This window comes from Pseudoalteromonas sp. KS88 (assembly GCF_004766475.1).
In the GTDB taxonomy this organism is placed as follows: Bacteria; Pseudomonadota; Gammaproteobacteria; order Enterobacterales; family Alteromonadaceae; genus Pseudoalteromonas.
Genome location: NZ_PYHV01000012.1, coordinates 45693 through 64656, shown reverse-complemented (window position 1 = coordinate 64656; position 18964 = coordinate 45693). Strand labels below are relative to the sequence as shown.

Annotated in this window: 11 protein-coding genes and 1 other RNA gene; 9 read left to right on the top strand and 3 right to left on the bottom strand. The window is 38.7% G+C overall.

From position 1 onward, the window contains the following. Window positions 1-15: 15 nt before the first annotated feature. Window positions 16-912 (bottom strand): GGDEF domain-containing protein, encoded by an 897-nt coding sequence (locus C7Y70_RS07720; RefSeq protein ID WP_135474145.1) that lies wholly within the window; start codon window positions 910-912, stop codon window positions 16-18. A 158-nt stretch (window positions 913-1070) separates the two neighbouring features. On the opposite strand from C7Y70_RS07720, the gene C7Y70_RS07715 reads away from it, so the two are divergent. Further along, a complete protein-coding gene (locus tag C7Y70_RS07715; RefSeq protein ID WP_135474143.1) occupies window positions 1071-3047 on the top strand; it encodes a monovalent cation:proton antiporter-2 (CPA2) family protein in 1977 nt (658 codons plus the stop codon). Window positions 3048-3079: 32 nt separating this feature from the next. Here the strand turns inward: C7Y70_RS07715 and C7Y70_RS07710 are convergent, their stop codons facing one another. After that, window positions 3080-4225 (bottom strand): patatin-like phospholipase family protein, encoded by a 1146-nt coding sequence (locus C7Y70_RS07710; RefSeq protein WP_099296481.1) that lies wholly within the window; start codon window positions 4223-4225, stop codon window positions 3080-3082. Window positions 4226-4400: 175 nt separating this feature from the next. Between C7Y70_RS07710 and C7Y70_RS07705 the strand changes: the two genes are divergently transcribed. Both C7Y70_RS07705 and ffs read left to right on the top strand, forming a co-directional pair. Further along, window positions 4401-5267, top strand: a complete 867-nt coding sequence (locus C7Y70_RS07705; RefSeq protein WP_135474141.1) for a DUF3014 domain-containing protein — start codon at window positions 4401-4403, stop codon at window positions 5265-5267. 131 nt (window positions 5268-5398) lie between these two features. Beyond that, window positions 5399-5495: signal recognition particle sRNA small type (gene ffs, locus C7Y70_RS07700), an RNA gene on the top strand. 217 nt (window positions 5496-5712) lie between these two features. Here ffs and C7Y70_RS07690 read toward each other — a convergent pair. Further along, window positions 5713-5988: a hypothetical protein gene (locus C7Y70_RS07690; RefSeq protein WP_135474139.1), complete on the bottom strand. Its 276-nt coding sequence runs from the start codon at window positions 5986-5988 to the stop codon at window positions 5713-5715. Window positions 5989-6399: 411 nt separating this feature from the next. Between C7Y70_RS07690 and C7Y70_RS07685 the strand changes: the two genes are divergently transcribed. The 6 genes from C7Y70_RS07685 to C7Y70_RS07655 all read left to right on the top strand — a co-directional run bounded on the left by C7Y70_RS07685 (window position 6400) and on the right by C7Y70_RS07655 (window position 18907). Further along, a complete protein-coding gene (locus C7Y70_RS07685; RefSeq protein ID WP_135474137.1) occupies window positions 6400-8061 on the top strand; it encodes a M23 family metallopeptidase in 1662 nt (553 codons plus the stop codon). Between the two features lie 723 nt (window positions 8062-8784). Beyond that, window positions 8785-10890 carry an EAL domain-containing protein gene (locus tag C7Y70_RS07675; RefSeq protein ID WP_135474135.1) on the top strand — a complete coding sequence of 702 codons (2106 nt, stop codon included), beginning with the start codon at window positions 8785-8787 and terminating at the stop codon, window positions 10888-10890. After that, window positions 10890-11822, top strand: coding sequence for a diguanylate cyclase (locus tag C7Y70_RS07670; protein ID WP_135474133.1), 933 nt, complete (start codon window positions 10890-10892; stop codon window positions 11820-11822). The genes C7Y70_RS07675 and C7Y70_RS07670 overlap by 1 nt, the downstream gene beginning before the upstream one ends. Window positions 11823-11892: 70 nt before the next feature. Further along, window positions 11893-13161, top strand: a complete 1269-nt coding sequence (locus C7Y70_RS07665) for an extracellular solute-binding protein (RefSeq protein WP_135474131.1) — start codon at window positions 11893-11895, stop codon at window positions 13159-13161. A 9-nt stretch (window positions 13162-13170) separates the two neighbouring features. Next, window positions 13171-15441, top strand: coding sequence for a response regulator (locus C7Y70_RS07660; protein WP_135474129.1), 2271 nt, complete (start codon window positions 13171-13173; stop codon window positions 15439-15441). An 88-nt stretch (window positions 15442-15529) separates the two neighbouring features. After that, window positions 15530-18907 carry a response regulator gene (locus tag C7Y70_RS07655; RefSeq protein WP_167850801.1) on the top strand — a complete coding sequence of 1126 codons (3378 nt, stop codon included), beginning with the start codon at window positions 15530-15532 and terminating at the stop codon, window positions 18905-18907. The last annotated feature ends 57 nt before the right edge of the window (window positions 18908-18964 follow it).

Genomic DNA, 18964 nt, shown 5'->3' with positions numbered 1-18964 from the left:
GGCGCAACACTTGTTTTAGTAAGCTCTAGCGCAGTTACGTCCTGACGCTTTTGCTTTATAAAGCCCTTTATCTGCACGAGAGAAAACTTCGTCTTCACAATCATGGCTATTTACCAATGTGTAACCAATACTCGTAGTTACTTGATATTTAGACATAATGTTAGACTCTTCCACTAAACGCATAATACGCTGTGCGATGACTTTATTAGTAATAAATTCAGGGTCATCTATAAGAATTGCAAATTCATCACCACCAAACCTGAAAACACAATCAGTACCACGAATGCTTGATTGTAAAACAGCTGAAAATTCTTTTAATACATCATCACCTACTTTGTGACCGAAGTTATCATTCACCTGCTTGAAGTTGTCTAAATCCAACAACATTAGACTAAATGAACGATGTTGGCGGCGGCAGCGTTCGAGTTTTTCAAATAATATATCGTTAAACTGACTGCGATTGTTCAACCCTGTTAAAGTGTCTTTAGTTGCTAATCTCAGTACTCGGCTGTACATAATTGCATTTCTAAGCGGGTACACGAGTGCATTGTGTAACCCATTGAGCTTATTACTAATATTTCCCGTAAGTGGGTACTGGCTAAAGTAAACTAGCTGCCCTAAGTGCTCGTTGTTGATATCTAAATCAAACGAGTACGGTGGGGTTGAATTATCACTTTGTGCAACCTGTGTCACACCCTGAGTGGAGTGAAACTGTATACCGGAAAAGTTAATAATCTGCTTAGCGTAGTCGGCATAAATATTGAGTATTTCATCGATATTTAAAGTTGTTTGTAACTTAGCAACTAAACTATGAATTGCTGCAGGCTCATTATTACGGTAATGCTCTGCCGAAAACGGCAGAAACTCGCCACGTGCAGAAACCCTTTGTGTCAAAATATGGACGTTTTCCACTAAATCTCCCCCCTCGGAGTGTGATGTTGGTTGGTTAAAGCGATTTCTATGCCACAATTTCAAAGTGGCTGAAAAACAGATAGTTGCTATAGTTAAAATTATTAAGTGGTAAAACTTTGACGCAGTATTTTCTGGTCACAGATTATCGGGAGGTCTATTTGCAAAGTGTTCTAGCTCAAATATTTGGTTTGCTATTTGCTGCCGTCATTTTAGTGTGGCTGTTCAAGCGTGTTGGTTTGCCACCGATATTGGCTTATTTAGCAACGGGTGTGCTTGCAGGTGAGCACGGTGTTGGCTGGATAGCACAAAGTAACGAAATGCACTTTGTTGCTGAGCTTGGTATTGTTTTTCTGCTATTTAGTTTGGGGTTAGAATTTTCAATTGGTCGTTTGATGGCAATGCGCAGCATTGTTTTTGGCTTGGGCACGTTGCAAGTAGTGGTGACTAGCCTTGTCATTATGCTAATTCTACAGCTACTGGAATTTAGCTTGTTGACCAGTTTTACTATTGCGACCCTAATGGCGCTATCGTCGACGGCCGTTGTGGTTAAGTTACTCAAAGAGTCTGGCGATTTAAAGCATCGGCGTGGGCAGCTTGGTATAGGTATTTTGCTGTTCCAAGATATAGCTGTCGTACCACTACTCATCATTTTACCTTTATTGGCTCAAAGTAGTGGCTCAGAAGGAATAGCATGGGCTTTGGCATTAGCTTTAACAAAAGGTGCTTTTGTTTGTGTGCTTTTATGGGCAATAGGAAAGTGGGTGCTGCCCGCTGTGTTTAGCGAAGTGGCGCTGATGCGCACAGAGGAACTGTTTGTTTTAACTACCTTACTTGTCGCATTATTTGCCGCAGGACTTACCTATTTATTTGGTTTATCAATGGCATTAGGGGCGTTTTTAGCTGGTATGATGCTTGGGGAAAGTCAGTACCGTCATCAGCTAGAGGCAGATATACGGCCGTTTCGTGACATATTAATGGGTTTGTTCTTTGTTACTGTAGGGATGCAGTTAGATATTCTTTTTGTTGTAGATGTATGGTTTTGGATTTTAGCCGCGCTGACGCTGATGTTTGTGTTTAAAATTGGCGTTATTGCTGTTTTAGCACAGTTCATGGGAGAGCGAAAACAGGACTCCATTGCTGCGGCTGTTATGCTTTGGCAAATGGGCGAATTTGGTTTTGTTCTCATTGCTTTGGCTACCAAACACCAGTTATTACAGGTTGAACAAGCATCCTTTTTAATTGCATTGGCTGTGATGTCGATGGCATTAACACCTTATTTAATAGAGCGAACACCTTGGATGTTGGCAAAGCTTGGCTACTTAAAAAATGCTCAAAGTTATGCAGCAAACCAACCTTCTAGCAGCACGTTATACAGTAATCATGTGGTCATTTGTGGATTTTCTCGTGTGGGACAAACTATTGCGCGGTTTTTAAAACCAGAAGCCATCGAGTACGTTGCGGTTGAATGTAACCCTGTATTGGTTCAAGAAACCAAAGCAGTAGGTGAGCCTGTTATTTTTGGCCATGTTAAGCAAAAAGACATTTTACGTTCAGCGGGAGTCGAGCGTGCGCGACTGGTTATAATTACCTTTACTGATTTTGAGCAGACGCAAATTGTTGTAGATGCAATTAAGCAAATAGCCCCAGAGGTTAAAATCTTGGTGCGTATGCGGGATGACTCCCAGCTCGAGTTATTACAAGACTTAGGGGTGACAGAAGTTGTCCCAGAAACACTTGAGGCCAGTCTGATGTTGGTTTCGCATGTTTTATATATGTCAGGTGTTCCTATGACACGTATAGTACGGCGTGTGAGCAAAGAAAGGCGTAACAGATACAAGTTTTTACACGGTTTTTTTGCCGGCGATAAATTTACCAATGATAATATAAACGCAGAGCGTTTGGAGTATTTGCATGTAATTGCATTGCCACAGGAGGCATACGCTGTAGCTAAAAGTATCGGGGAGTTAAACCTCGAAAAACGACGAGTATCAGTCAGAGCGTTGCGTCGTCAAGATCGAGAAATTGAAATGCCTTCACAACAAACCACCTTACTCAGCGGCGATATTCTTGTATTACAAGGCAAACCAAGGCGAGTAGAGCGCGTTGAACGTTACTTAATTGATGGCAGTGAATAGTGATGACATTTACTGAGAGCCCACACTTGCCCCTAATCTAACTCTAAAAACTCGCGGATCTGAGGTAACTTTTCAAGGCCATCTTTATAGCCAATACCGATTAAATGTTGGGTGTAGCGTTTTTCGAATAATAAGTAGCTGGTTAAGCTTGATTGAGAGCGCTTTTTAACACCAATCATACGCAACAGTATTTTAATAGGTAACGGCATATCATCATAATATTGCGCAGCAATTGCGTTAAAATTTTCAGATGGGTTTATCACACAGGTATCAATTTGCTTGAGTTCTTGGTGTTTTTCTCGCCCAGGCATTAGTCCAAGTGTTCTGTTAATACGCTCAAGGCGTTCTAAATCTGACTGCAATGTATCCGTAAATACGCTATCAAGTAAATGCCCTGCAATAGATGATAAACCTGGGAAATGAGGTAAATACCCAGGAGGGTGTGATTCTTTTGGTTGATCTACACCAATTATAAAAATTTTCTTTGCGCCAAGGTGTACACATGGGCTCAACGGAGATAGTTGGTGAATTGAGCCATCGCCAAAGTAATGGTTATGCACATTCACACTTGGAAAAACCATTGGGATCGCACTTGAGGCCATTAAATGATCCACGTTTATGCGTGTAGCTTGTCCCACTCGCTTAGCACGTTGCCATGGTGATTGAGTCTTGGATTGAAAAAATGCAACAGAATCACCCGTAGTATAACTCGACGCCGTAATTGATAGCGCATCCAAATAGTTTCGATGCAAATTGCGTTCGATACTTGAGAGGTCCAGCACCTCACTCAGCAAGTCTCGCAAAGGTCGATTATTTAATAGGCTCGCTGGTGGGTGATTAATATGCTCAGATTGAAAACTTGTAAGCATGTTACGGGTTATATGACCAAACACACTTAAAAAGTCGCTCTTATAGACTGTTGAAGTTGAAAAGTTTTTCCAAACATATTCTAATTTGCGTACAGCAAGGTGCGCACACGAAGCGTAACATGCCAAGGCGGCTGAATTTATCGCGCCTGCAGAGGTACCATTAATAATAGTAAAAGGCAGGGGGGCTGTTCGCGGCATACTATGAGCAAGTGCTTTCAATACACCAACTTGGTAAGCTGCGCGTGCTCCGCCCCCTGTTAAAAGTAAGGCTATTTTGGGTTTATTTTTATCGACTTGTTTTATTCTCATAGTTGCAATTAAACTGTTGACCGTCTTTACTTTATTTATTAACTGTAAGTCTTTAAGCTAGAACAATCAAAGGATACCTGAGTAAGATAACTTTTTTATCGCTTGGTTTGGAATTTCACGCACTTAGGAGACTCTAAGTGTTTGAATTATGCATTTTAATTTTTATGGAGTTCGTATGTCAGATCAATCATCGCAACCAGATGTCGAAAAACGTCCACCCAATAACAATTTGCTGTTTGCAATTGTGATACTTATTGTTATTGCATGTGCGGCTGCATTTGTATTACTTAGCTCAGAAGAGCAGCCAGAGCCTGTGGTTGAGCAAGCTCCTGTAGAGCAACCAATCCAAGAATATAAAGCCCCAGAGCCAAAAGTGACAGAGCCTGAGCCTGAAGCTTTACCAGAGCCTGAGGTTGTTAACCGCCCACCAAGTAGAGATGTAGAGCCAACACCTGAAGTAAAGCCATTACCGAGTCTTAATGACAGTGATGAAGTTGTGGTTGCAAATATTGACGAATATCTTAGCGATCAAGTGATGGGTTTAATGATCACTGATGATGTTATTCGCCGTGGTGTGGTATTTATCGATAACTTAGCAAAAGGCAAAGTGGCTGTAAAACATGCACCTGTTGAACGCCCGCAAGAGAGCTTTAGTGTTATTGAAGGCGATATTCTTACGATTGACCCTAATAGCTATGAACGCTACACCCCTTATGTAAAAATATTCACAAGCATGAGTGCTGCGCAAATTGTACGTTTTTATGACGAATATAAGCCACTTATAAGTGATGCTTATAGTGAAATTGGCTATCAAGGTGATGAGTTTACACAAACACTCGATGAGGCGATTGAACTATTACTTGATACACCTGAGCCAAAAGGGGATATGCCCTTACTTAGAGATTCGGTTACTTATCAATATGCATATTCAGAATGGGAGCGCCTACCTGCTGCACAAAAACAGCTGTTACGCATGGGCCCAGAAAATATGAAAAAGGTAAAAGCCGTATTACGTAATGTTCAGAAAGAGCTAGCGAAGTAATTTTGTATAAAAAATAGTGTGATTGTGTGTTTAACATGCAATCGCACTTTCTTTTTTGATTTCCCCTTGAATAACAGTTCAAAAGTAGAGATAATCCTTCCCGCGCCAAACAAGGCCCTCAATGGTAGTCTTATTGGTCCTCTCGCAACACTAGCAGGCGAACCTGGTCAGGCCCGGAAGGGAGCAGCCACAGTTTGTGACGTGTGTGCCGAGATGTGGCTGGTAAGACTGCCACCCAAATTCCTCATGTTTTTGTTGTTTGAAGTATAAGTTGACATATTTGTACTAAAAGATGGCATAAATTGGAAGTATAAGGTGGCATAGTCTAGTATTTAACCAAATGGTTAGATGGTTGACTCACATGTACAGAAGAAAACTTAAACACTCCCGTTTTAAAAACTTCCATAAATTTGTTACTAAAAAATAAATCTACTTGTTTATTAGATCAAGATGTGGGGTATTTTTTGTTATCACAGATAATTTTATCCTTATCATCTAAGCCATAAAGTTTTTCGCTATTGCTCAGTTTTTCAAAATACTTAGAAAAACCCTGCTCTAAATTAGAGTTTATAGCTTCGTCAAAATTATTCATAAATGCAACTTGTTCAGTGGCGCTAAGGCCATCTACTGAAAGCCGACCATTTAATGCAGCTTTTACATTTTCGCTATCGAAACTCGCCGATTTATCAGTGGTGTTGCTGGTTTTTATTATTTTAGCCATATTAAACTCCCAAAATATAAAAGCTGATGTTATCTAATCATAACTTAATTCTAAAAATTAGCTGCTGTAATTATTTTAGACTTGATTAGTAAACGCTTGCTAGCCAGTGCTTTGACGGGTAGATTGATAATCAAGTAGCTATTTAAATGGAATTAATAAGTTAGTTTATGTCTACAGTCTCTAAAGTATTTTTACCTGACGAGTGTAAAAGCTATACCTCCAATGAGGTTCTGTCTTTAGATGAAGCAGGTTTGTTTAAGCTTAGGCGCTTTAGTAGGGTTGAAGAGTTTTTAAAGGAAATAAACCCTAATGGATATTATTTTTGTCTAAAAATATCTAGTTTAGCGTATAGGTTCTATATTATTGAGCAAAAGTGAAATAAGAAATGACTCAAAGGAAGTGGGGAAATAAATGTTAAAATATGCTTTTTTACTGGTGTTACTTTGTAACTTAGTTGCCTGTGGAGGTGGGGGGGATGATAATACTTCGAATTCACTACAAGTTAACAAGGCCCCTTCAGTGAATGCAGGTGATGACCAAACAGCTGTAGAAGGAAGTGAAGTTAGCCTTGAAGGTGAAGCATCAGATAGTGATGGAAGCATAGCTTCCTATGAGTGGCTCCAACTATCATCAGACGATATTGTTACTATTAATAACGCAGATAAAGCAAAAGCTTCATTTGATGCTCCAGATGTAGAGGAAGAAGTTGAAATTACTTTTCAACTAACAGTAACCGACGATGATGGTGCTCAAGGTATTGACTCTACAACAATTAAAATTCAACCTACTCCCCCGACTAACACGCCTCCTTCCGTGAATGCAGGTGATGACCAAACAGTTGTAGAAGGAAGTGAAGTTAGCCTTGAAGGTGAAGCATCAGATAGTGATGGAAGCATAGTTTCCTATGAGTGGCTCCAACTATCATCAGACGATATTGTTACTATTAATAACGCAGATAAAGCAAAAGCTTCATTTGATGCTCCAGATGTAGAGGAAGAAGTTGAAATTACTTTTCAACTAACAGTAACCGACGATGATGGTGCTCAAGGTATTGACTCTACAATAATTAAAATTCAACCTACTCCCCCGATTAACACGCCTCCTTCCGTGAATGCAGGTAATGACCAAACAGTTGTAGAAGGGAGTGAAGTCAGCCTTGAAGGTGAAGCATCAGATAGTGATGGCCGCATAGTTTCCTATGAGTGGCTCCAACTACCATCAGACGGTATTGATATTGTTACTATTAATCACTCAGATAAAGCAAAAGCTTCATTTGATGCTCCAGAGACTAATTATGAGCATGAACTAGTTTTACAGCTAACAGTTACAGATAATGATGGGTTACACAGTGAAGATACTATTAGGGTGATTGTAGTTCCGACTCCTGCAGATGTTCTCTCAAAATTAATGTGGCCAATTGAATGCGAACCAGAAATAGATTGTGGTATCGGTCATGCAGATATAGATGGAGATGGAGTATCATTTAACTGCGAATCACCTAGCTACCAAGGACACGAAGGTATGGATATACATTTAATTGATAAACCCAACATGACAAAGTGGGAGCAGATGGATAATGGGGTAAGTGTATTAGCCGCACAGGAAGGGGTAGTGCTATGGGCTTTTGATCATGAAAATGCTTTTGATAAATGTACTGAAAATAGCGAGGTCGCTGAATGTAATGCTCCTTCTGAACCACGAGGCCCTAACGTTTCGAGTGGGTACGCAGTTTGTACTGATTTTGGGAATTATTGTGCAGGTGGTATTGATCAGTGTTATTGGTGTTTTGATGGAAAAAATGTTGTCGTAATTAAGCATGAAGGTGAGGTTTTTGCTACTCGTTATGACCATCTAAAAAGTGGATCTGTTTTGGTAGAAAAAGGGGATTTTGTTTCCAGAGGGCAAAAAATAGCAGAAGTTGGAAGTGCTGGCCGTTCAACCGAGCCGCATCTGCATTTTGAAGTATGGGAAACAGATTATTACTCACTTGGAGAGCCATTTGCTGGTATATGTGGGCCTAACTTCGAAAATACTCTATGGAACGCTAATAAATTTCCTTGGTTTGTTAAATAGTATTATTTCTAAAAATGTAAACTCGTGTATCTAGAACAATTAACTTCGACGAAAACTCAGTAGGAAGATTGGATTGTGTTTCGCCTTTACCATCTTTTTTGAATGGTTATATATGATACATAGCAGCCTACTAAAGTAAGCTGTATTCGTATGGGGTTAGCTTTTTAAAGTGTGCGTTAGGTAACTTTATGCCATTATATGCTTCAATATTATGCCAAGTTACACTTCACTTGCGCCGCCGCGAGTCAATAAAGCCAAGTTGACATATTTGTACTTAAAGATTGCTTAAAATTGAAGTGTAAAGTGGCATAGTCTAGTTTTAAACCAAGTGGTCAGATGGTTGACTCATATGTACAGAAGAAAACTCAAACACTCCCGTGTTAAAAACCTGCGTAAATTTGCTAGCCAAAAAAATAAATCTACCTGTTTAGCATTGATGCCGCTTTATTGCCTTTTAATGGGGAATAACCACGCCATATAAGCGCTGCCTTGCCTAAATACCAAATAGACTGCTGCAAACTTAACCTTAAAAGGTAAACAGACCCTAGCTTATAACTTCGCATATTTAATAGTCTCTTGATGTTTAAGAAACGTGGACATTTACATTGACCTTCTGTAAAAATGACCTAAATTTAAATGGGTAACGTGTTAAAAAATAGGTTTGTTTATTCGTTTTACTTGCACAGTAACCTATTGTTTTGATAATAGTAGATGGAGCTATAAATGGAACGGCAATGTAAAATACTAATAATAGATGATGAACCTATAAACACTGTATTGTTAGAAGAGGCATTAGCTTTAGCGGGTGTAATACACGCTTGCAATAACAGCGAAAAGGCACTCGAACTAATTAAGGATATTGAGCCTGATATACTTTTACTTGATTTAGAGATGCCGGTGGTAAGTGGCTTCGATATATTACGGCTGATCAAAGAGTTGCCCAAATTTTGTGATATACGTACTATTGTTATTACTTCGCATAGCGACCCTGCAATTGAAGAAGAAGCATTGTCACTAGGCGCAATAGACTTTATTTCTAAACCTTTAAATTTGACATTATGTCGAATGAGGGTTGAAAATCACATTAATCTGTTAGTGCAAAATAAAGCTATTCGCGCTACAAAAGCTGCACTCGCAGCAGAAAAAGAACAATTAAGGATTACGATTGACTCGATTGCTGATGGTGTTATTTCAACGGATGAGAACGCCTGTATTACCTACTTGAACCCTGTTGCACAACGTTTAACGGGTTGGTCTCAAATATCAGCGAAAGGTCGTCATATTGAAGATGTGATGGTACTTCAAGATGCAACCACAAAGAATAAATCCATAAACCCTCTCACAGTAGCCCTTAGAGAAAATAGAACTGTTGCAATGGCAATAAATACCCAACTTGTGAGCAAGCAAGGAATTGAGCACCGTGTTGAGGATAGTGCAGCCCCAATACTGGATAAAAATAATAAACAGTGTGGTGCAGTAATGGTGTTTCAGGATGTCAGCGAAACTTTAGCAATGTCGGTACAAATGACATATTTGTCACACCATGATCAGCTAACCGCTTTGCCTAATCGTGTGTTACTTCATGATCGTTTAACACAGAGCATGGCAAGGGCAAACTTTAATAAAAGTAAAGTTAGTTTATTATTATTGGATCTCGATAAGTTTAAATACATTAATGATGCGATGGGTCACCATGTAGGTGATGAAATTATTGCCCACATTGGGCACAGCTTAGATAAATTTACCTGCAACGACATTACCGTAGCCAGAGTCGGTGGAGATGAGTTTGCATTAGTTGTTCCGCACGGTATACATATTACGAGTATAGAAGCATTAATAAGCCAAGTATTAGAGGTAATAGGTAAGCCCTTTAGAGTTGCAGGGGAAGAACACGTTCTCTCAGCCAGCGTAGGGATCAGTGTTTTTCCAGATGATGCTAATAGCGTAGAAGAGATTCTTCGCCACGCTGATTCAGCTATGTATAAAGCAAAGCAAATTGCAGCAAATAGTTATTGTTACTTCAGCCATGACTTGCAAGAAGAAATGAATAAACGCTTAGAAGTGGGGAATTATTTACGCAAGGCACTTGAAACAAATGATTTGCAAGTTCACTACCAACCCAAATATGATTTGAAAACCGATGATATTATTGGTGCTGAAGCGTTAGTGAGGTTAAAAGGAGCTGATGATGAGTTTATTTCTCCGGTTCATTTTATTGAGTATGCTGAAGAGTCTGGGCTTATATATCTTTTAGGTGAGCAAGTACTTGAAAAAAGCTGTATCGCTGCAAAAAAATGGTTAGACAGCGGTTACCCCAAAAAAGTAGCAGTTAATGTTTCTGCTAAACAGTTTATGAGCACTACGTTAGTGGATACAGTGGCATCAATATTAGAAAAAACAAGTCTACCGAGTCGGTACCTAGAACTAGAAGTCACGGAGTCTGCCCTGATTGACAGCTATGACCAAACTATTACCCAATTAAAGTTAATTGCTGATATGGGCGTTTCACTCGCTTTGGACGATTTTGGAACTGGTTATTCGAGTCTTTCATATTTACGATTATTTCCACTTGATGTGCTTAAAATAGATCAATCATTTGTGCGCGATATGCTCAGTGATTCTCAGTCACTGGATATAGTTACCGCGATTGTAGATTTAGCGAATTCACTCAAGCTCGATATTGTGGCTGAGGGTATTGAGACTCCAGAGCAAAAAAGTAAACTGGAAGAGCTTGGATGTGCGATAGGGCAAGGCTTTTTAATGGGGAAACCAATGCCCTTTGATAAAATCACTCAACAACTATCGTCTTTACATAGCAGCAAAAATTAATGCCTTTAAATTTAAAGCCACTTTCACAATGTAGGGTACTAATCGTCGATGATGATGAAATTATTCGTGTCACGCTGGAGGCTGTTTTAGAGGAATACTTTAAAGTAGATACGTTAACTAATGGGCTAGAAATAGATGACTTTTGTCGATTAAGTAAACCTGATCTTATTATTCTTGATGTAAATTTGCCGCAAGTAAATGGCTTAGAAATATGTAAAAAATTAAGACAAAGTGCAGATTATGCGAATATCCCAATTATATTCATAACATCCAGCAGTGATGTTGATTCGCAAAATGCATGCTGGGAAGCGGGGGGGACTGACTTTATTAGCAAACCCGTCATAGCATCAACACTCATTCACCGTACTAGAAATCATATAGAAAATAAGCTTCGCTTAGAAAAACTGACCGAGTTAACATACAAAGACTCTCTTACCGGGCTCTACAATCGCCATTACTTAGAACAAGAAGTAGCGAATTCACTAAGGTTGTCTGATCGCGACAAAACGCCTTTTAGCATATTGATGATAGATATTGACTTTTTCAAGCTCTACAACGATAAGTATGGGCACCTCCAAGGTGACAAATGTATTAAGGAAATTGCAACAGTATTATTAAACGTAATTAAACGGCCGCAAGATATGGCCGTGCGCTTTGGTGGAGAAGAGTTTCTAGTGGTTTTGCCCGACACTGATTACGCAGGAATGAAACATATTAGTGAGCACATAATGTCGCAACTTTGTGATTTGAATATAGCGCACAGTGAATCAGTGTATGAGCATGTTACATTAAGCATAGGAGGAATAACTCGTTATCCACCATCAGCAATGAACTTACGGGCATTGATATCAGCAGCAGATGAGCATTTGTATGAGGCAAAGAGGTCCGGTCGTAATCGGTCTATACTTTATAAAAAAGTGTCAGATATGTAGTTATATTTACTAGACTTTTGTTTATTTAGGCTACACTTAACCTCATAGGAAAATTTATGGACGAACGATTATGAGTCACACTTCTAACCGAAGACACTTTCTTCGTACTATCGGTGCCGGAGCCGCGGTGTCGACCCTTGCTTTTAAAGCGCCATTCGTATTTGCAAAAAAAATGATCACACTCAGGGTTATGGGTACCCACGTTACGTTGCAAGAAGAACTTCGCCAGCGAGCAATGCGCGAGTTGGGCATTAATATCGAGTTTATTCCTATGGGCAGTGCGGCTGTTTTGCAAAAAGCGGCAGCTGATCCTGATTCGTTTGATCTTTATGAACAATGGTCTGACTCAATTAATATTTTATGGCAAGCGGGGGCCATTCAGCCAATAGAAACAGAGCGGCTTGTTTATTGGGATGAGGTGAATGATTTAACAAAAACAGGAAAAATTAACCCTACCGCTAAATTAGGTGCAGGCGATGCCCCCAATAAAATTCTTTATGTGCAAAATGATGACTCTTTAGGAAGTACGCCTTCAAAACAAATAAGTTTTATGCCTTATGTCCATAATGTGGATTCGTTTGGCTACAACACACGCTTTATTGAGCAGGGAACACCTTACGATTCAGAGTCATGGGCATGGTTATTAGATGATGCAAACAAAGGCAAAGTTGGATTGATCAATGCACCAACAATCGGCATATTTGATGCTGCACTGGCTGTGCAAGCAAAGGGACTAATGACGTTTAAAGACATCGGTAATATGACCATTACAGAATTAGATAAGCTGTTTGAAATTCTATTGTCTAAAAAAAGACAGGGCCACTTTTCAGGCTTTTGGACATCAGTACCACAATCAGTCGATTTTATGAAAACAGGTCGAGTTAACATTCAGAGTATGTTTTCGCCAGGCGTCAGTGCTTGCAGGGGGCAAGGGATCCCTGTTGTGTTTGCCTCACCTAAAGAAGGATATAGAGCTTGGCATGGTGTCATGTGTTTATCGTCCAGTGTTACAGAGGAAGTGAAAGAAGCGGCATATAAATATATGAACTGGTGGCTGTCAGGTTACCCAGGGGCATTTATTGCACGCCAAGGCTATTACATATCAAACCCTGAACGGAGTCAGCCATTAATGTCGAAACCGGAGTGGGATTTTTGGTATGAAGGAAAAGAAGCTACCATCGATCTTAAAGGAACCGATGATAGGGTCTCTGTTTTAGCTGGGAATTTTCGCGATGGAGGCAGTTATCAAAAGCGTTTTTCTAATGTTGCAGTGTGGAATACTGTGATGCAAAACTACGATTACAGTTTAGACAAATGGTATGAACTGTTGAACGCTTAAGGAGAGCTCGTGTTGCAATTAGTTTCACGATCTATTGCTGCCAAAATGGCGTTTGCGTTTGCACTGGTTTTTATTGTGTTGAGCATAAGCTATGTTGTAATGGATAGGCGCTTAAATACAATTCAAAGCTCAATGGATGGGGTTACTAATATAAGTAATCACGCCATTAGTATATTACGAATTAATAAAGATATTGTTGAAATGCAGCGAGATATTTCTGTATATGGTTCATCTGGCAGTAGCGCTGTATTTGCTAAAATAGAAGATAACTTTCAAAGTATTCAACAACGCTTAAAAAAGATAGAGAAGAATGACTATGGCCCGAACGAGCAGTTGTATATTGATAGCTTGTCTGAGCTGGTACTGAGGTACGGTGATAATTTAAATGTTTTAGTGAAACGGTATGATCAAAAAACGTTGTTAATGTCTGTGGAGTTACCTCGTATTTATTTTAATGCGATTGCTGATTTAAAAAAACTAGAGGCACAGGCTACAAATACAAATGCCAAGCTCGTTATATTGAATAGGATAAACACTTGGCATGCTTTACACAATGACGCACAGCTTTTTTTGACTAAAAAGGATTACTCAAAACGCCAAAGTGTCATGCGCTCCCTTAAGCAACTATCTACTTTTAAGATTTCTTCTATGTCAGCTCTAAGTACCCAGCTGGAATCAAATAAACAATTAGCAAAAAGTTATCAAAAGACATTTAATAAAAGTGTTCAGGCAAATCGCAACTACTTAAGCTTAGTAAATGTGGTAATGGCAGGGGATGCGATAGAATTTAGCACGTTAGCAGATGCACTCAGAGAGCAATTATTGCAACGTCTAAGTCAAATCAAAGAACTTGGTGAAACAACGATCGTTAGGTCTGAGCGTGTTTTGCAGCTGCTTGGTATTGGCATTATTTTTTATGTGATTATTTTGACCATGTTTTTTCATTTCCATATCGCTCATGCAATTAAACGACTTACAAAAAGTTTCCAATGTTTTCTTAATGGCGATTTATCTGAACCGATTAATGATCTATCACGTCATGATGAGCTAGGTGTATTAGCACAGGCGGCTAATCGTTTCAGAGTACTAAGCAAAGACTTAGAAAGTGCCAAACAAGCTGCAGAGCATACTTCTAAAGTCAAATCAGAATTTTTGGCAAATATGAGCCATGAAATCAGAACCCCAATGAACGGTATTCTGGGGATGGCTAGGCAATTAAGTAATACCACTTTGACGGATAAACAGGCCAGAATGCTCGAAATCATTCAATCATCTGGTAGCAGCTTACTTGTCATTATTAATGATATTTTAGATTTAAGTAAAATTGATGCAGAAAAAATAGTGCTAGAAAGTAAACCTATCAACTTGAATAAATTGTTAGATGAAATGAGGCATTTATTTAGTGATCAAGTCATGACCAAAAATGTAAGTTTATTTGTGTCATCTAACACTGAAGAAGAAAATACCATTTTTTTAGGGGATGAAACCCGGCTTAAACAGGTACTGATTAATTTAACAGGCAATGCAGTTAAGTTTACTGAAAGAGGGAGTGTTGCTCTAAATGTTAGTGTTCAGTTAGGCAATGAAGGCAGAGTTAAATTGCTTTTTGATGTTTCAGATACGGGCATCGGGATAGATAAAGAAAATATAGACACCTTGTTTGAGGCATTTTCCCAAGCAGATACATCTATTACACGCAGGTTTGGCGGCACGGGTCTAGGGCTTGCCATTACCAGTAAATTGCTAGGAATCATGCAAGCGCCTTTACAAGTTGAGAGTGAACTGGGTAAAGGCTCTCGGTTTTATTTTGAATTAAATACATATTTGGGTGAGGAGTTAGCTGCACCAGTAAATACATTTAAAGACAAAAGCCTTGAGCAAGAAATAGACTTTTCTCACTTACATGTTTTAGTTGTTGAAGATAACAAAATTAATCAAATTGTTATTGAGGCACTGTTGAATGAGCTTACTATCACTGCCATTACTCTCGCAGGAGACGGCAAGCAAGCAATTGAGCAGTGTGAATTATATGACTATGATCTTATTTTAATGGACATGCAAATGCCTGTTCTCGACGGGCCTCAGGCTACCAAGGAAATAAGAAAAATACCAAATTATTATGACACACCCATTATAGCTTTGACGGCGAATGTTTTAGCAAAAGACAAACAACAGTGTTTTGATGCTGGAATGAACGACTTTTTAGCTAAACCAATCGACTACGAATGCTTAAAAGCCATGTTATTGAGATGGTGTGCTCGTTTTAACAACAAAACGTAAAGAAGGAACAAAGATGGTTTTTCTAGCAAACAGAGAAAGGAGTTCAATAAAGTCAAAGCGTTTTTTTCGTTGGGGAACCGGTTTTGTTGTGGCTTTACTTTTAGTTGCAGTGTTGTTGTTTGAGTCACAAATAGAAAAAGACGTGATTTCTCAGGTGGATTATGAATTTACAGAAACGAGTCAACGTTTAGAGCAAATCGTTAACTCAACAATTTCGGGCGCAAAAGCGGATATTCGTTTTCTGCACGCGACTCCCCCAATATCGGGCATGCCTCGGGCTTTTTATAATGAAGGCGTTGACCCATATGATGGAACAACATATAAACAATGGAAAGAGCGCATAGAAACAATTTTTATCGGTTTTATAGAAAACAATTTAGCAATAGAGCAGCTCAGAATTATTGAGGTAACAGCCCAAGGAAATGAATTAGTTCGTGTTCAGCGAAGAGGGGCCGCAGTTGAAGCCGTACCTGACTTTTCTTTACAACCAAAAGGTGACGCGGCTTATTTTTTGCCAAGTTCGCAGCTGGCTAATGGTCAAATATATCTAGCTCCACTGTCGTTAAACCGAGAGTTTGGTGAGCTAACATTTCCATATAGGCCACAGTTACGTTTTGTACTGCCAATCTATAGTGAGCAAGGTAAGCGTTTTGCCTTCTTAATTATGAATTTAAATGCCAATGCACTTATCGAAAGCTTAAAGCAAGCGCTATTTAATAACTCACAATTAATTATAAGTGATTCAAAAGGCAACTTTATATACCATCCTATTGAAAAATATCGTTTTTCGAGGGATTTGGCGCCCAATATAACCTGGCAGAATGTTTACTCTCAACCGCCAGAATATTTGAATTTGTATCCTTTAAGTGAAAAAGACGACAAGGGTGAGCAATACTATGTAAAGTCAAAAAAAGTGCAAACTAGAACAAGTACAAAATACAATTATATAGACATTAGTTTACTTACTTCGAAGAAACATGTTGATAGCTTAATAAATCAAAAACGACTTTCAACATACAGCTTCCTGCTAATTATTGTGACTTTCATGTCAATCTTACTTTATATTTTTTATCGCAATGCGATAAGAAGTCAAATGTTAGCTGATGCAAGGAAAGAGTCATCTGCAATTGTGGATGGTTCAATTGATGCCATTATTGGTTTAAATTTATCAGGGCAATTAACTAGCCTGAATTTTACCGCAGAGCGGTTGTTATCTATTTCTAGAGGAACATCAATAGGTCGAGATAGTTCTGAGATAGCACTATTAGATAAGTTGCCGATTGATAGCTATATTAATGATTTAAAAAATAATAAACCACAAATTAAAGATGAGCGAGCGGTCGAAATTTTTGCTAAAGCGTACCATTTTGCTATTGCAGTGAGCCCGGTTTTTACTGAAGAGCACCAGCTAAGTGGCCTTGCATTAATAGTGAGAGATATTAGTAAAGAGAAAGAAGCGGACATTAAAGTTAAGCGGTTAAATTCTGAATTAGAAGCAAAAGTTAGAAAAAGAACACATGCACTGGCTCATGCTAAAGACCAAGCTGTTAAAAATAGTGATGTTAAAAGTGCATTTATATCTAATATAAGCCATGAATTGAAAACATCACTAAATTATGTAACTAGAACTTTAAGTATATTGCAGCAAGAAGAGTTACCGGAGAAATCGCAAAACTTGTTAACCACAACGGATCAGAGTATTGCAAACCTAAACCTTTTAATTCACGATATTTTAGACTTATCAAAGATTGAATCAGGGCAGTTAGAATTTAATTTAATTGCGTTTAATCCACAAACATTGATAGAGCGACTAGTTGAAACATCTGCTGTTAGTGCCTTTGATAAAGGTCTTGATGTTTATTTAGATACCAGAAACTTAAGGTGTAAAAGTGCAAGTGCGGATACATTGAGGCTTGCACAAATCGTAAATAACTTAATAAGTAATGCAATAAAATTTACAGACCAAGGTTTTGTAAAAGTAAGCGCTAGTTCAGAAGATGTTAATGACAAACAAATAAAATTAACGGTGTGCATTGAAGACTCAGGAGTTGGCCTTGACAGACACAGCCTCAATAGCCTTTCAAAGCTTTTTAATCAAGCTGATAACTCAATAGAAGCAGCCAGCATAGGTACTGGGGTCGGTTTGTCGATTTGTAAACAGCTCTGCCAAATGATGGGAGGAGACATAGAGGTTAGTTCAACCTTGAATAAAGGCAGTGTATTTAGCTTTCATGTCTATATTGAGGGTCAAAGTCAGCACTCATCGCAAGACAAAAAGGCCTACGAATCGACAAATACGCTGGTGGTGAATAATAATAAACATTCAAGAGAGTTTATTGGTGAACTAATTGAAAGTGAAGGTGGCCATGCAGAGCTTTTGCAATGTAACGAACTGGATCGGGCTAAACGTAATCACTATGATCTCGTGTTTTTGGATATGAGAGATGATAGCACAAATCAATTAAGCTCAATTATAGAACAACTAACGCTGAAGATCCCTGATATAAAAATTGCATTATTGTATAAACCAAGTGAACCAATACCTAAAGCGATTAAAGCCAAAGTTATCGCAATAAGCAAACCTTTAACCTACAGAAACTTACTTAAAGCGATTGGTTATTCGCAACCAATGGACAAAGAACCTCACGATGCGGCAAGTGGGCCTAATGAGATATCACAGAATGTGATCCAACAAATAGATGGTTGTAGCATTTTAATTGTTGACGATAATGCTATAAATATAGATGTTGCTTGTGGAGTACTTGAAGGGTTGCCGCTAATTATAAAAACAGCAGAAAATGGTGTGGAGGCTCTTGAAGCGCTTAAAGCAAGCGAATCAACAGAACACCCAATTAGTTGTATTTTGATAGATTGTGAAATGCCAATACTTGATGGCTACCAAACATGCCTTAAGATTCGCTCTGGTCAAGCAGGTACATTATTTAAGGAAATACCTATTATAGCAATGACAGCTAATGCTTCGATTGATGAAAAGGGAAAGTGCTTATCTGCGGGTATGAATGACTATGTAAGTAAGCCTTTTAAAACGCAAGTGCTACAAGATACACTTATAAAATGGATTCTATCTAATTATGAAAACGATGCACAATTAAGTGTTCAAACAGAGTCTGAGGCTAGTGAGTTATGGGATAGAGAAGCGACCCTTGCAAGGCTTTTAAATAAAGAAGTGTTGCTGAATAAAATTTGCAATATGTTTATAGTGACAGCGCCTGAAAAGTTCGTAGACCTCAAGAAGTTTATCAGTGATAAAAACTATGAAGAGGTTCGCCTGTGTGCTCATTCCCTCAAGGGGCTATCTGGTGAAGTAGGGGCGAAAAGCTTAAGACAACATTTTGCAGAAATAGAAGTACAAGCTAAAGATAAGCAATTGAACGTTGATAAGCAGTTGGAACTTATTGAAGAGCAATTACCAAAACTGATAGCTCAAATGGGTCAATATTTATAAATATTTTAACAGTAATAGTTTAACTTTTGTTAAGGGAGCTTTTAAATGCGCGAGAAG

Excerpts from the sequence above, each read along its gene's own strand:
- C7Y70_RS07710 (WP_099296481.1), bottom strand. The coding sequence starts at position 4,225 with ATGAGAATAAAACAAGTCGATAAAAATAAACCCAAAATAGCCTTACTT.
- C7Y70_RS07705 (WP_135474141.1), top strand. The coding sequence starts at position 4,401 with ATGTCAGATCAATCATCGCAACCAGATGTCGAAAAACGTCCACCCAAT.
- C7Y70_RS07690 (WP_135474139.1), bottom strand. The coding sequence starts at position 5,988 with ATGGCTAAAATAATAAAAACCAGCAACACCACTGATAAATCGGCGAGT.
- C7Y70_RS07685 (WP_135474137.1), top strand. The coding sequence starts at position 6,400 with ATGTTAAAATATGCTTTTTTACTGGTGTTACTTTGTAACTTAGTTGCC.
- C7Y70_RS07675 (WP_135474135.1), top strand. The coding sequence starts at position 8,785 with ATGGAACGGCAATGTAAAATACTAATAATAGATGATGAACCTATAAAC.
- C7Y70_RS07670 (WP_135474133.1), top strand. The coding sequence starts at position 10,890 with ATGCCTTTAAATTTAAAGCCACTTTCACAATGTAGGGTACTAATCGTC.
- C7Y70_RS07665 (WP_135474131.1), top strand. The coding sequence starts at position 11,893 with ATGAGTCACACTTCTAACCGAAGACACTTTCTTCGTACTATCGGTGCC.